Source organism: Micromonospora sp. RTGN7 (assembly GCF_033804645.1).
Taxonomy (GTDB): Bacteria; Actinomycetota; Actinomycetes; order Mycobacteriales; family Micromonosporaceae; genus Micromonospora.
The window spans coordinates 167,732-181,488 of record NZ_JAPZLF010000012.1 but is presented as its reverse complement, the minus strand read 5'-3'; the positions used below and the strand labels follow the sequence as shown (position 1 = coordinate 181,488).

15 protein-coding genes are annotated in these 13,757 nt (G+C 73.9%); 6 read left to right on the top strand and 9 right to left on the bottom strand.

Annotated features, from left to right (window positions below):
* Positions 1-22: 22 nt before the first annotated feature.
* Positions 23-1,300, bottom strand: coding sequence for a cation:proton antiporter (locus tag SNR22_RS19535; RefSeq protein WP_320068045.1), 1,278 nt, complete (start codon positions 1,298-1,300; stop codon positions 23-25).
* Between the two features lie 127 nt (positions 1,301-1,427).
* Between SNR22_RS19535 and SNR22_RS19530 the strand changes: the two genes are divergently transcribed.
* Positions 1,428-1,718 (top strand): Scr1 family TA system antitoxin-like transcriptional regulator, encoded by a 291-nt coding sequence (locus SNR22_RS19530; protein ID WP_320068044.1) that lies wholly within the window; start codon positions 1,428-1,430, stop codon positions 1,716-1,718.
* On the opposite strand, the gene SNR22_RS19525 is transcribed toward SNR22_RS19530, so the two are convergent.
* Positions 1,672-3,828, bottom strand: a complete 2,157-nt coding sequence (locus SNR22_RS19525; RefSeq protein WP_320068043.1) for a SpoIIE family protein phosphatase — start codon at positions 3,826-3,828, stop codon at positions 1,672-1,674. The genes SNR22_RS19530 and SNR22_RS19525 overlap by 47 nt on opposite strands.
* Before the next feature lie 211 nt (positions 3,829-4,039).
* Here SNR22_RS19525 and SNR22_RS19520 point away from each other — a divergent pair, with 211 nt between their 5' ends.
* Positions 4,040-4,915, top strand: a complete 876-nt coding sequence (locus SNR22_RS19520; RefSeq protein ID WP_320068042.1) for a mechanosensitive ion channel family protein — start codon at positions 4,040-4,042, stop codon at positions 4,913-4,915.
* 54 nt (positions 4,916-4,969) lie between these two features.
* Here SNR22_RS19520 and SNR22_RS19515 read toward each other — a convergent pair whose 3' ends face one another.
* Entirely contained in the window at positions 4,970-5,344 is a 375-nt protein-coding gene (locus SNR22_RS19515) for a DUF6401 family natural product biosynthesis protein (protein WP_320068041.1), read from the bottom strand.
* A gap of 163 nt (positions 5,345-5,507) precedes the next feature.
* Here SNR22_RS19515 and SNR22_RS19510 point away from each other — a divergent pair, with 163 nt between their 5' ends.
* A complete protein-coding gene (locus SNR22_RS19510; protein ID WP_320068040.1) occupies positions 5,508-5,954 on the top strand; it encodes a hypothetical protein in 447 nt (148 codons plus the stop codon).
* Positions 5,955-5,989: 35 nt separating this feature from the next.
* Here the strand turns inward: SNR22_RS19510 and SNR22_RS19505 are convergent, their stop codons facing one another.
* Positions 5,990-6,202: a hypothetical protein gene (locus SNR22_RS19505; protein ID WP_320068039.1), complete on the bottom strand. Its 213-nt coding sequence runs from the start codon at positions 6,200-6,202 to the stop codon at positions 5,990-5,992.
* A 198-nt stretch (positions 6,203-6,400) separates the two neighbouring features.
* Here SNR22_RS19505 and SNR22_RS19500 point away from each other — a divergent pair, with 198 nt between their 5' ends.
* A complete protein-coding gene (locus SNR22_RS19500) occupies positions 6,401-7,603 on the top strand; it encodes an MFS transporter (RefSeq protein ID WP_320068038.1) in 1,203 nt (400 codons plus the stop codon).
* Positions 7,604-7,618: 15 nt separating this feature from the next.
* Here SNR22_RS19500 and SNR22_RS19495 read toward each other — a convergent pair whose 3' ends face one another.
* The 4 genes from SNR22_RS19495 to SNR22_RS19480 all read right to left on the bottom strand — a co-directional run bounded on the left by SNR22_RS19495 (position 7,619) and on the right by SNR22_RS19480 (position 9,989).
* Positions 7,619-7,882: a hypothetical protein gene (locus tag SNR22_RS19495; protein ID WP_320068037.1), complete on the bottom strand. Its 264-nt coding sequence runs from the start codon at positions 7,880-7,882 to the stop codon at positions 7,619-7,621.
* A gap of 110 nt (positions 7,883-7,992) precedes the next feature.
* Positions 7,993-8,454, bottom strand: coding sequence for an SRPBCC family protein (locus tag SNR22_RS19490; RefSeq protein ID WP_320068036.1), 462 nt, complete (start codon positions 8,452-8,454; stop codon positions 7,993-7,995).
* Positions 8,455-8,526: 72 nt separating this feature from the next.
* Positions 8,527-8,943, bottom strand: a complete 417-nt coding sequence (locus tag SNR22_RS19485; RefSeq protein ID WP_320068035.1) for a DUF2795 domain-containing protein — start codon at positions 8,941-8,943, stop codon at positions 8,527-8,529.
* 65 nt (positions 8,944-9,008) lie between these two features.
* Entirely contained in the window at positions 9,009-9,989 is a 981-nt protein-coding gene (locus tag SNR22_RS19480; protein WP_320068034.1) for a YihY/virulence factor BrkB family protein, read from the bottom strand.
* Between the two features lie 234 nt (positions 9,990-10,223).
* Between SNR22_RS19480 and SNR22_RS19475 the strand changes: the two genes are divergently transcribed.
* Positions 10,224-10,625: a ChaB family protein gene (locus SNR22_RS19475; protein ID WP_320068033.1), complete on the top strand. Its 402-nt coding sequence runs from the start codon at positions 10,224-10,226 to the stop codon at positions 10,623-10,625.
* A 15-nt stretch (positions 10,626-10,640) separates the two neighbouring features.
* On the opposite strand, the gene SNR22_RS19470 is transcribed toward SNR22_RS19475, so the two are convergent.
* Positions 10,641-12,074 carry an aldehyde dehydrogenase family protein gene (locus tag SNR22_RS19470; RefSeq protein ID WP_320068032.1) on the bottom strand — a complete coding sequence of 478 codons (1,434 nt, stop codon included), beginning with the start codon at positions 12,072-12,074 and terminating at the stop codon, positions 10,641-10,643.
* Between the two features lie 72 nt (positions 12,075-12,146).
* Here SNR22_RS19470 and SNR22_RS19465 point away from each other — a divergent pair, with 72 nt between their 5' ends.
* Positions 12,147-13,751 carry an NAD(P)/FAD-dependent oxidoreductase gene (locus SNR22_RS19465; RefSeq protein ID WP_320068031.1) on the top strand — a complete coding sequence of 535 codons (1,605 nt, stop codon included), beginning with the start codon at positions 12,147-12,149 and terminating at the stop codon, positions 13,749-13,751.
* The last annotated feature ends 6 nt before the right edge of the window (positions 13,752-13,757 follow it).

Sequence of the window (13,757 nt, the reverse complement as noted above, 5' to 3'; positions counted from 1 at the left end):
CGCCGGTGGTGCCGGGGTGGGGTCAGACGGTGGCGGGGGTCGGGGTGCGTTCGGAGGGGTCCCCGGTGCGCTCGCCCTCGCGGTCAAGGAGCTGCATCACCGGCGTGGCGGCCACCCCGTGCACCACCACTGAGACGATCACCACCAGTCCGACCGTGGCCCAGATCAGGTCGGCCTGCGGAAAGTCGGCCTTCGTCGTCGCGTACGCCAGGTAGTAGAACGAGCCGACGCCCCGGATGCCGAACAGCGAGATCACCCAGTGCTCCTTCGGAAGGCCGGGCGCGCCGCGCAGCGACACCCAGCCGACCAGTGGCCGGACCACGAAGATCAGCGCCAGCCCCACCAGCGCCGCCGGCCAGGTCAGCGGGGCGAGCAGGCCGCCGACCACCGCGCCACCGAAGAGCAGGAGCAGCAGTACGGTCAGCAGCCGCTCGACCTGCTCGGCGAAGCCGTGCAGCACGGAGTGGAACTCGTGGGTGCGCTCGGCCGCCCGGATCGCCCGTGCCGCCACGAACACGGCCAGGAAGCCGTATCCGCCCACCACCTCGACCAGCCCGTACGCCAGGAAGGTCGCGGCGAGGGCCAGGAAGCCCTCGGAGTGCCGGGCCAGCCGGAGCTCGCTCGGGGCGCGGAAGAACAGCTTGCCGAGCAGCCAGCCCACCAGCAGCCCGCCGCCGACGCCCACGGCCAGCTTGTACAGCACGTCGACGGCGAACCACTCGGCGAACCACTCGCCCGGGGCGAGACTGGTGGTGGCGATCGCGATGGCCGCGTACACGAAGGGGAAAGCCAGGCCGTCGTTGAGCCCGGCCTCGCTGGTCAGCGCGAAGCGCACCTCGTCCTCGGAGTCCTCCACGTCGGTCGGCTCGCCGACCTGCACGTCGGAGGCGAGCACCGGGTCGGTCGGGGCGAGCGCCGCGCCGAGCAGCAGCGCGGCGGCCGGCACCAGCCCCGCCCACCACCAGCCCAGCAGCGCCACCGCCGCGATGCACACCGGCATCGCGATCGCCAGCATCCGCCAGGTGGACGACCACCTCGTCCAGCTCAACGGCCGGTCGATCTTCAGGCCCGCGCCCATCAGCGCGACGATCACGCCGATCTCGGTCAGGTGCGTGGCGACCTCGGGGTACTTCAGGGGGTCCGGGTTGGGTAGCCCGGTCGGCAGTATGAAGATCAACATGCCCAGGCCGAGGAACGCGATCGGCATCGACAGGGGGCGACGCTCCAGCAACCTGGGGAGAATGCCGGCGAGCAGGGCACCCAGGCCCACCACCGCAAACGCGACGTCTACCGGTTCCACGGCACCACCTTTCCGCCTCGCCCGCGGCGCGGGCAGGTGGTGACGGAGCTTGCCCCGTCGACGGTCGCGGTATGCGTGCCGGCCAGAACCGATGCGGTACCGCTCCCCACCCTCGATCGACCAGCGTGTGACCTCCCGCCTGGAACGACAGCAGATCACCAACCGGGAAAGGCCGGTGCCGCTGGTCGTGGTACTCGACGCGATGGTGCTGCGCCGCCCGGTCAGCGGTCACCCCGGCGTGCTGGCCGACCAACTCACCCGCTTGGCCAAGGCCGCCGAGGTCGCGAAGCTTCCCGTCCGCGCTCCGGTCCCGCTCCGCGCCGAGCAGGTGGTGGAGGAGCTTGTCCGAACCCATCCCGATGGGCGGTGGATCACTCGTTCGGCGCACCGCCGCCGGCTGGCGGCCCGGCCGGAATGAGGATCTCGAACCAGACCGTCGACCCGCGTACCGTCGGGTCGGTTCCCCAGGCGTCGCTGAGCTGCTCGATCAGGCCGAGCCCGCGTCCCCGGCTGCTCAGCGTGTCGGTGCGGGCCCGGGTCACGGTGCCCCGGGTGCCGGAGTCGGCCACCGACACCAGCAGCCGTTCCGGGCTGAGGTCGATCTCGACCCGGGCGGCGGTGCCGGCGTGCAGCAGCGCGTTGGTGGTCAGCTCGCTGGTGCAGAGCACCGCCGCACCGACCACCGACTCGGGCACCTGCCAGTCACCGAGTTGGGCGGTCAGCCAGTGCCGCACCCGGCTCGGCGCGGTCGGCTCCGCCGGCACCTCCATGCTGGCCGAGCGGCTCGGCATCAGCGCGTGCTCCACCGCCAGCACTGCGACGTCGTCCTCCGTGGCGCCGTCGACGGCGGCGGTCGCCACCGCGCACAACGCCCGGGGATCCCCGCTGGCGGCGGCGGCGACGGCGGCGGCGAGGCCGTCCAGCCCGGCGGTCAGGCTCTGCCACCGCCGCTCCACCACCCCATCGCTGAACAACAGCAGGGTGTCCCCGGGCGCGAACCGGACGGTCGTGGTGCGCGGGGCGGAGCCCAATCCGAGCGGGGCCCCGGGCGGCACGTCCAGGTACTCGGCCCGGGGCTCGCCGTCGGGCGCGCAGCGCCGCAACAGCGGCGCCGGGTGGCCGGCGCTGGCCAGGGTGAGCCGCTGCCGCGGCGCGTCGATGACCCCGAACACCACCGTCACGAAGAGTTCCTCGGTGCCGGTCTCGGTGCTGAGGCTGCCCACCAGGCGGTCCAGCCCGGCGAGTACGGCGTCCGGTCGGGGGTCGGCCAACGCCAGCGCGCGCAGCGCGGCCCGGACCTGACCCATCCGCGCCGCAGCCTGCACGTCGTGCCCGGCCACGTCGCCGAGCACGATGCCCAGCTCGCCGGTGGGCAGCAGGAACGCATCGTAGAAGTCCCCGCCGGCGGCGTTGCCGTCGACGCCCGGGGCGTACCGGGCGGCGATGCGCAGCCGGGGCAGGTCGGGCAGCTGTGCCGGCAGCATGCTGCGTTGCAGCAGCTGGGCGGTGCCGTGCTGGGTCTCGAACCGGCGGGCCCGCTCGGCCGCCTGGCCGATCAGCTCGGCCGAGGCGGCCAGCAGGGCCCGCTCCGCAGCCGCCCACGGGTGGGCCTCGTGGTAGCCGACGGTCAGGCCGCCGCGCAGCACCGACGTCCGTAGCGGCTGGGCGGCCAGCGCCCGCACCTTCTGGTCGTGCCGGTCCACCGCGATGTCGCGCAGCGGCTGCCCGTCGCCGACGAACTGGGGCACCCCGCTGCGGGCGGCGACGACCAGCGGGCCGGGGTAATCGGAGGACGAGCGCCGCCACAGCGGGGGCAGCCGCTCGTCGGCCTCGTCCAGCAGTTCCCCGCGCACCCGCCGGACCGTCCGCCACCCGGCGCCGTCGTCGACGCCGAAGGTGACCCGGTCGGCGTCGAACGCGGTGAGCAGGTAGCGCAGGGCGACCCGGGCCACGTCGTCCAGGGTGAGGGTGCCGGCGAGCGCGGCGGCCACGTCGCTGAGGCTCTGCAACTGCTCGGTGACCTGGTTGGTCTCGGTGGCGACGGTCAGCACCCCGGCGATCCGCCCCGCGCTGTCCCGCACGGGGGAGTAGCCCCGGGTGAACACGGCCTGCTCGCGGGCACCGGGGCGGTGCCGGTCGAAGGGGAGCACCGCCTCCTTCTCCAGGAACGACTCGCCCAGCCGGTAGGCGCGGTCGATCACGTCGCCGACGCCCGGCTCGGCCCAGACGTCGGCGAACACCTCGGTCGCCGGCCGGCCGATGGCACCCGGGTGGCGGTCGCCGATCAGCGTGGCGTACTCGTCGTTGTAGAGCAGCAGGAGGTCGTCGCCGTACGCGAATGCCATCGGCACCGGCGAGGCGAGGATCAGGTCGACCACCCCGCGTACCGCGGGGTCCCACCGCCCCGGTGGGCCGAGCGCCGTGGCGGCCCAGGGGTGGCCGAGCATGGTGCCCGCCGCGTCGGAGGTGGGCGCCGCCGAGGCGGCGGGCGTTGCTGGCGTGGGCACTCGCCCGACCGTGCCTGGCATGCCCGCAGCCTAGCCGGAGCGCCCGACCGGTGGCCCGATCGCGTCGCCGCCCGCCGTCGCCGGGCTTCCCCGGGCCCCGCCGGTGGTGTGCGTCAGGGCAGGTCAGGGGCGACCTGAGGGGACATGTCGGGAAAATCGTTACGGTCGGGCGGCGTGCTGTCCGACGGGACGGGTATGCGCCCGTCGAAGTCCATGCGACAGGAGGGACACCATGCAGAAAACCCTCGCGGTCGGGCAGGTAGACATCGGGGACGCCCTGACCGATATGTGGAGGTCGGTGCTGCTCTTCATCCCGAGGGCGATCGCGTTCATCGTGATCCTCGTGGTGGGGTGGCTCATCGCCAAAGCGGTCCTCAAGATCGTAGACACGGTACTGGAACGGGTGGGGTTCGATCGCGCGGTCGACCGGGGTGGCATCCGGCGCGCGTTGGAGCGCACCAAATACGATGCCAGTGACATCCTGGCGAAACTGGCGTACTACGCCGTCCTGCTGTTCACCCTGCAGTTCGCCTTCGGGGTGTGGGGGCCGAACGCGATCAGCGACCTGATCCGGGGCGTGGTCGTCTGGCTGCCCCGGGCGTTCGTCGCGATCATCATCGTGGTCGTGACGGCCGCGATCGCCAACGCGGTGCGGGACCTGGTCACCGGCTTCCTCGGCGGCCTCTCCTATGGCCGGGTACTGGCCGACGTGACGGCGATCTTCATCCTGGCGCTGGGCATCATCGCCGCGCTGAACCAGGTGGGCATCGCCACCACCGTCACCACCCCGGTGCTGGTTGCGGTGCTCGCCACGGTGGCCGGCATCCTGATCGTCGGCCTCGGCGGTGGCCTGGTCAAACCGATGCAGAACCGCTGGGAGGGCTGGCTCAACCGGGCCTCCGAAGAATCTCGCACGCTGCGGGAGCACCGCCAGGCCCAGGGTGCCGGCCGGGGCGACGTCGAGCGGCGGATGGCCGACCGGACGGGTGCCGGACGCACCCAGGCCACGCCGATGTCGGAGGGTTCCATGAGCGGCGTCTCCGGCGGGCAGGGCAGGAACCGCCCCGGCGGTGACGAGACCCAGCAGTTCGGCCGCCCGAGCGGCTGAGCGCAACAGCACTAAGGGGGAGGGGGCCACGGGCCCCCTCCCCGCTTTCGTACGTCAGAGCGTGGGCAGCGGCGTCGGGCGGGTGCCCAGCGATCGCGCCAGGGCGCAGACCGCCAGCAGGCGGATGAGCAGCCAGTCGGGTTCCGACCAGTCCGCCGACCGGGCGGGCGGCAGCCAGCCGTGCTCCCGCGCGGCGTCCCGGACACCCTCGGTGTACCCGGCGAGCGCGGCCCGGGTCAGCGGTCGGCGGTCGCCGTCGAGGCTGTCCCGTACGGCGGCGGCGTGCTGGTCGACCTCGGCGAGCAGCCCGGGTCGGGCCGTGGCGGCGGCGAGCCCGGCGGTGCCGATCGAGACGGTCAGCGCGGCGAGGACGGCGTTGGCGGACTCCACGGCGGCACGGCCGGCCACCCGGTTCGAGGACACGCGCATGAATACAGAGGCTAACCGGCCGATAACCGGGGCGCTCTCGGCCACTCGGCCGGCCCCGGTTCGCCACTCATCGGCCCGCGCCGGCCGAGGGGATTGACCCGGTCTCGACGGGGCAGAAGGGAGGACGCGCGAAGACGGGCGCGGCCGAACACATGGGGGACGGATGGGACACCAGGACGGGCCCGACGGGCAGCACCGTCGCCCGGTGGGCGTGAGCGACACCACCGTGGAGGCGCTGGGCAAGCTCAGCGAGGCGCTGGAGACCGTCGAGCGGGTCCGCGGGCACCTCTACTCGCTGCACCAACTCGTCGGCCACGCCGACCTGATGCTCGATGACGCCGTCGAGAAGTTCCGGGCGGCCGGGCACGACGGGATCGCCGACCGGATCGCCGCCGACCTGCTCGGCCGTAACGTGATCGCCGGCCGGTGGACCTTCCAGATCGTCGAGGACTTCGACGACGGGTACTACGCGCTCTTTCGGGAGCTCGACCGTCGGGCCCGTGACGAACTGGTCGACGGTCGACGGCACCTCTACGAGGCGGAGATGAAGGAGCGGCGGCGTACCCGCGGTCGCCCCGGGCACGAGGCGCGCCCGGCCGACGAAGGCTGACCAGGGCGGACCGTTCGACGGGCCGGTGGTGGCGGCTAGTCGGAGGAGGGCGCGCCGGCCGGGCGGCGTCGGGCGGCGTCGTCGGCGATGATCACGGTGGCCACCATCAGGGCGACGCAGAGGCTGAACAGCCACGAGTCGTCGGGGGCGAACTTGGCGGCGACCGGAGCCTGGACGGCCGCGAGGAGGAAGCCGAGCCAGGCGAGGCGGCGCTGACGAACGGTGAGAATGCCGGAGCCCTGATGCATTCCGAAAGTCTTGCGCGGCACCCGCCGATCGCCGTCACCCGATCGGACGATTGTGGATGGCCTGTCCACTTTTCCAGCCTTCCGTATCGCATTTCTTGCCGTTTCGGGGGACGCGACTGCCGCAGTCGGGTGTGCTCGTTCTCGGCCGAGACGGGCCGGGTGGGTGCGCGTCCGTCGACTGGCGCAGAATGACCGGCCGTGTCCACCCCTGCGCCGCCCCGCCCCTCGCTGCTCCTGCTCGCCTACCTCGCGTTTGTCAGCCTCGGCCTGCCGGACGGGCTGATCGGCGTCGGCTGGCCGTCCATCCGGGCCGACTTCGACGTGCCCACCGAGGCGGTCGGACTGGTGCTCACGGCCGGCACCGTGGGGTACCTCACCTCCAGCCTGGTGGCCGGGTTCACCCTGGCCCGGATCGGCGTCGGCTGGCTTCTCGCCGGCAGCACCCTGCTGGCCAGCCTGGCCCTCACCGGCTACGCCACCAGCCCGGCGCTCGTCGTCATGACGGCCTGCGCGCTGGTGCTCGGGCTCGGCTCCGGGGCGGTCGACTCCGGGCTCAACGCGTACGCGGCCGGCGCCTTCGGGCCGCGCCACATGAACTGGATGCACGCGTTCTTCGGGCTCGGCGTGGCCATCGGCCCGCTGGTGATGACCGCGACGCTCGGTCTGGGCCTCGCCTGGCGCTGGGGATACGGCGTCGTCGCCGCCAGCCAACTCGCCCTCGCCGTCGCGTTCGCCCTCACCGTGCGGGCCTGGCGGGACCGGGCTGCGACCGGAGCGGCTGCGCCCTCCTCGACCGCCGCCGGTCCCGGGCCGCACAAGCCCATCACCCCGGTCCGGATCCGCGAGACGCTGCGTCTACCGGCCGTCTGGCTGGGCGCGCTGGCCTTCGCGGTGTACGTGGCGATCGAGGTCGCCGCCGGGCTCTGGGCCTTCCTGCTGCTCACCGACGGGCGTGGCCTCACCGCCGGGGCAGCCGGGGTCTGCGTCTCGGGCTACTGGGGGAGCCTGTTCGTGGGGCGGCTGGTGCAGGGCGTCGTCTCCGAACGGCTCGGCACCACCCGGGTACTGCGCGGGAGTCTGTTCGGCATGGTCGCGGGGGCCGCGTTGATCGCCCTGCCCGCACCCGCCTGGGTGGCGGTGGCCGGGCTGCTGGTGCTGGGCTTCGCCGCCGCACCGGTCTTCCCACTGCTGACCCTCAGCACCGTCGACCGGGTCGGTGCCGGGCACGCCGACCGGGCGATCGGGGTGCAGATCGCCGGGGCCGGTGTGGGCGCCGCGCTGGTGCCCACCGGCATCGGCGTGTTGCTCGGGCACACCTCCGTCGAGCTGCTCGGCGCGGCGCTGACGGTCCTCGCCGTGGCGCTGATCCTCCTGCAGGCCGGTGCCGCACGGCGGCGCTGAGCCGGCCGCGGGAGGTCACATCGTGTCCGGGCCGGTCCGTCCGATGGTCGACGGTCGGTACGCCCGGTCCGCGTCCGTGCGCTCGCGCTCCCGCTCGGCGGGCGCCGCGCCCCGGTCCACCGCCTCCGGGCCGTGCCCGAACGCGGCCTCCTCGCCGGCGTCGTTGCCGGTCACGTCGTCGGCCTGCCCGTCGATCGTCGACCGGGCTATTGCCCGGTCCAGTTCCTCCAGGGGGAGGCGTTCCTCGTCGCGCCACACGTGGCTGTCGTTGTCGGTCATGCTGGCGCGTACCCGGGGTCGGTGATCGCAAACGGCCGGGTGTCGCCGTACCCCGGACACGGCGATGGCCGCCGGAGTCGGCGGCCATCCTCAGCGCGTGCCCGGGGGGATCAGGGCTGCGGGCGGTCCACGGCCCCCCGCCAGGCGCCGGTCTCCTGACCGCGCCGCTCGATGAACGTCTTGAACCGTTCCAGGTCGCCCTTGGCGCGGCGGTCGACGACGCCGAGCTTGTCACCGGCCTGCTCCAGCACGCCGTGCGGCTCGAACTCGAGCTGAAGGGTGACCCGGGTCTTGTCCTCGTCGAGGCGGTGGAAGGTCACCACGCCGGCCTGCTGGGTGCCCCCGGTGGACCTCCAGGCGACCCGCTCGTCCGGCAGTTGTTCGGTGATCTCGGCGTCGAACTCCCGCTTCACCCCGGCGATCTCCACCGTCCAGTGGGTCTTGGTGTCGGTGAGTTGCCGGACCTCCTGGACCCCCTCCATGAAGTGCGGGAACTCCTCGAACTGCGTCCACTGGTCGTACGCGGTCCGGATCGGGACGGACACGTCCACGTGTTCGGTAGCGCCACTCATCGGGGAATCCTCCTCGGTGCGTCGGTGCGTCGGTGCGTCGGTGCGTCGTGGGGGAGCGTGGGCCGCCCCGACTCACCAACGCGTCGTCTCGTTGCTGTTCCCGAGCGCGGCCCACACCTCGGAAATCGTCTGGTAGCGGGTGTCCGGCGGCAGGCCCTCCAGGGCGGTGACGATGTCGTCCGGCGCATTGTTGTCGCGCGCGTTGGCGATCAGCGCCTCCCGGTCACCGGGCAGGGCGGTCATCGTGATGAACCGCCCGAGCCGGCTGCGCTCCTCCACGTCCTCGGAACTCATCCCCTGTGGGGCGCCGCTACGCAGCTCGCCGGCCGGTGCCGTGGTCGGCTCCGGCTGGTCCTCGCCCGCGGGCTCGGGCTGCCGGGATTCGTCGACCCGGGAGCCGGCGGCGCCCGGACCCTGCACCAGGCCGCTGACCTCTTGGCTCATCTGCTCGTCGAGCCTCGGGCTGTGCTTGCTGTTGCCACGTTCCATGCCTTCTGCGCTACCCGGCGCGACGGCCGGTAAACCGAGGGTGACGCCGCGAAGGGCGCAGTCGGTCACGAATCGGCCGGGGCCCGGGGCGTCAGCACCGGATCGTCCGGGTTCGGGTCGCCGGCCTGCATCGCCCGGCCGCGTTGCAGCTCGGCGTTGATCTGCACGCCGAGCATCAGCGCCGAGTTGGACAGGAAGAGCCAGACCAGGAACGCGATCACCGCCCCGAGGCTGCCGTACGTCACGTCGTACGAGCCGAAGTTGGCCACGTAGAGGCCGAAGCCGAAGGAGGCGAGGGCCCAGGAGACCAGGGCGACCGTTCCGCCCGGGGTGAGCCAGCGGAACCGGGGTTGGCGCACGTTCGGGGCGATCCAGAACAGCAGGGACAGCAGCACCATCATCACCATGGCCAGCACCGGCCACTTCGCGACGCTCCACACCGTCCGGGCCAGCCCGCCCGCGTTGATCAGGTTGCCCACCGCGTCGGTGACCGGGCCGCTGACGATCAGCCCGGTGGCCACCACCGCCAGCAGCACCAGCGTCACGGCGGCCAGGCCGATCTGGAGGGGACGCAGCTTCCAGACCGGCCGCCCCTCCTGCACCCCGTAGATGGCGTTGGATGCCCGGGTGAACGCCCCGATGAACCCCGACGCCGACCAGAGCGCGCCGAGCAGACCGAAGCTGAGCAGCACCTTCGCTCCGCTCTGCTGGTCCACCACGGCCCGGACGACGTCGACGAAACCGTCGTTGCCGACCACCGAGCCGGCCCCCAGTTCGCGGGCCAGGTCGATCACGGTGTCCACGGTCCGTTCCCCGTCGGAGACCAAACCGACCAGGGCCACCACCACGATGGTGGACGGGAAGAGCGCGAGCACCCCGTAGTAGGTGAGGGCGGCGGCCCAGTCCGCGCAGTTGTCCTTGACGAAGTTCTGCCCGCTGCGCACCAGCGCCCCGCGCCAGGTGCGCCAACTCAGCTGGCGTACCCGCCGGGGGAGCCGCGACCGCCCGCCGGGAGGAGCCGTGCCCGGTTCCGTCGTGGTTGCCATGACCGCCCCCTGCGCCCCGGCGGCGCGGGGTGACCGGATCCACCCGTGCTCGCCTGGCTCCGCCGGTACCCAAAGCCGGAAATCGACAAACCAGGCAGGGTACGCCGCCCCGCCTGCGGTGCCTGCCCGTCCCGCCCCGCCGCCCCGCCGCCCGGTTCGCCCCGTTCGGGCCGTTTGCGGGCGCTGACCGCGGGAACGATCAATCGGGAACCAGCCGATGCGGAGGAGGACGACATGCCCGGACGCGAGGTACTGCCCAGCACGTTGCGGCGCTCCCCGGAGAAGGCGCAGCGCACCTGGGCGAAGACGCACGACTCGGCGGTGGAGACGTACGGCGAGGGGGAGCGGGCGCACCGGACCGCGTTCGCCGCCGTGAAGCACCAGTACGAGAAGGTGGGCGACCACTGGGAGCCCAAGGGGCGCAAGGGCCCCAGCGACCGGCAGGCGGCCGGTGGCGGCCCACAGCGGCGCGCCTCCACGGCGGGCGGCGTGGACGCCAACGCCACCAAGGACCATCTCATGGGCGTGGCCCGCAAGCTCGACATCCCCGGCCGTTCCCGGATGACCAAGCCGGAACTGGTCAAGGCGATCGAGAAGGCCAACGACCGGGAGACCCGCAGGGCGCGCGGCGACTGACCGCCACCGTGCGGCTCACCAGTGGCCGCCGGCGGGGGGTTCGATGTGCACCGCCTTCGTGGCCGTGAACTCGTCGAGGAGTTCCGGGCCGTAGCCGAAGCCCTGGCCGCTGCCCCTGCGGGGGTGGGCCGCCCCGCCGGGGGCCCCGCCGAAGACCGCGTTGATCTTCACGGTGCCGACCGGCAGCTCCCGCCAGGCCCGCTGGGCGTGACTCATCGACCCGGTGAGCACCGTGGCGGCCAGCCCGTACGGTGAGTCCGCGGCGCACCGCAGCGCCTCGCTGAACGAGTCGACCACGACCACCGGGGCGACCGGGCCGAAGGTCTCCTCCCGGACCACGGCCATGTCGTGGCGGCAGCCGGCGACCACGGTCGCCGGATAGAACGCCCCCGGCCCGTCCGGCAACGCGCCGCCGGTGCGGATCCGCGCCCCGTCGGCCACGGCCGCCGTCACCTGCCCGTGCACGTGGTCCCGGTGCCGCCGGTCGACCAGTGGCCCGAGCTGGGTCTCCGGATCCCGGCCGGGACCCGACCGCAGCGCCCCGGCCCGTTCCACCAGGGCGTCGACGAAGTCCTCGGCGATGTCGCGGTGCACGTAGATCCGCTCCACCGCGACGCAGATCTGCCCGGCGTTGGCGAACGCCCCGAGCGCCGCCTGCTCGGCCGCCCAGACCGGGTCGACGTCGGCGTCGACGACCAACGGGTCGCTGCCGCCGTTCTCCAGCAGCACCTTCGCCCCGGTGCGGGCCGTCGCCGCGGCGATCGACCGACCGGTGGCCGTCGACCCGACGTGCGCCACCACGTCCACGTCACTCGCGGCCAGCGCCGCGCCGACCTCACCACCGCCGGTGAGTAGCGACAACACGCCAGCAGGCAGTGCGCCGTCCAGCGCCCGCGCCAACAGCCACCCGGTCGCCGAGGTCCGCTCGCTCGGCTTGTACAGCACCACGTTGCCGGTCACCAGCGCCGCGCCGAGCAGCCCGCAGGAGATCGCCACCGGGTCGTTCCACGGGGTGATCACGGCGGCCACCCCGCGCGGCTGCGGGACCATGAGGTCGATGGCGTCCTCGCGTCCTAGCAGCGTCCGACCGCCGCGCAGCGGGCCCAGCTCCGCGTACTGTCGCAGGGTGCCGACGCCCGCCTCGACGCCGCCCCGGGCGTCCGCGAGGGGCTTGCCCATCTCGGCGGTGACCGCCGCGGCCAACTCCTCCGCCGTGGCCTCGACCGCGTCCGCCGCGCGGTGCAGGGCCGCCGCCCGCTCGGCCGGGGCGGTCGTCGCCCACTCGGCTGCGGCCTCCCGGGCGGCCTCCACCGCCTTGCCGACCTCGTCCGCCGTCGCCACCGGCACGGCGCTGACCGGGGTGTCGTCGGCCGGATCGCGGACGACCAGCTCGCCGCCCGCGCCGCCCGCGCCCCACACTCCACCGATGAGCTGCGAAACCGTATACATGCGGCAGCGGATCCCCCGGCCGACCCGACCCAAACGCGTTTCGCCTGGTGACCGGCCGGGTAGGCGGCTTCGATGATCTCGACGGGTGTCCAGACGGCGGATGCCGTGGTCATCGGCGCTGGCCACAACGGCCTGGTGGCCGCCAACCTGTTGGCCGACGCGGGCTGGGACGTGCTGGTGCTGGAGGCGACCGGGGCACCCGGCGGGGCGGTGCGCTCGGCCGAGGTGACCGCCCCCGGCTATCTCAGCGACCTCTACAGCTCCTTCTACCCGCTCGGGTACGCCTCCCCGGTGCTGGCCGGCCTGGAGCTGGAGCGGCACGGCCTGAGCTGGACCCACGCCCCCGACGTGCTGGCCCACCTGCTGCCCGACGGCCGGACGGCGGTGCTCAACCGGGACCTCGACGCCACGGCCGCCTCGCTGGAGGCGTTCGCGCCGGCCGATGGCGAGCGCTGGCGCAACGCGTACGCCGACTGGCTCGACATCGCCGGGCCGATGCTGGACACCATCACCACGCCGTTCCCGCCGGTGCGCGGCGGGGCCGGGCTGCTGCGCCGGCTGCGGATCGGCGGGGCGCTGCGGCTGGCCCGCCGCCTCGTCGTGCCGGTACGCAAGCTCGGCGACGAGCTCTTCGACGGCGAGGGCGGCACGCTCCTGCTCGCCGGCTGCGCCCTGCACACCGACCTCGCCCCGGAGGACGCCGGCTCCGGGGTGTACGGCTGGCTGCTGGCCATGCTCGGCCAACAGGTCGGCTGGCCGGTGCCGGTCGGCGGGGCGCAGAAGATCACCGACGCGCTGGTGGACCGGCTGGCCGCCCGGGGTGGCCGGATCCGCTACGGCGCCCGGGTCGAGCGGGTGCTCACCGCCCGGGGCCGGGCGATGGGGGTACGCGCCATCGGCGGCACCACCTGGCGGGCCCGCAGGGCGGTGCTGGCCGACGTCCCGGCCCCTGCGCTCTACCTGGACCTGGTCGGTGCCGCGGCGCTGCCGCCACGCCTCGTCGAGGACCTGGCCCACTTCCGGTGGGACGGCTCCACCCTCAAGGTCGACTGGGCGCTGTCCGGGCCGGTGCCGTGGACCAACCCGGCGGTGGCCGGCGCCGGCACCGTGCACCTCGGCGCGGACCTGGGCGGCCTGACCACGTACGCGGCCGAGTTGGCCCGGGGGGAGATCCCGAGGGACCCGTTCCTGCTGCTCGGGCAGATGAGCGTCGCCGACCCGAGCCACTCGCCACCCGGGACCGAGTCGCTGTGGGCGTACACCCACCTGCCGTTTCGGCGGCACTGGCGGGCCGAGGACGTCGCCGGGCACGTGGACCGGATGGAGGAGGTGCTGGAGGCGGCGGCCCCCGGCTTCCGTTCCCGCGTCGTCGGCCGGTACGTCGCCGGCCCGGCCGACCTGGAGCGGGGCGACCCGAGCCTGGTCGGCGGGGCGCTGGGCGGCGGCACCGCGGCGGCGTACCAGCAGCTGTTCCTGCGGCCGATCCCCGGCCTGGGCCGGGCGGACACCCCGGTGGACCGGCTCTACCTGGCCAGCGCCTCGGCCCACCCGGGCGGTGGGGTGCACGGCGCGCCCGGCGCGAACGCCGCCCGGGCGGCGCTGGCCCGCGACCGGGCCGTCACCGGGGGGCTCTACGCTCAGATGATCGGCGCGGCCCACCGGGCGGTCTACCGCTGACCCGCG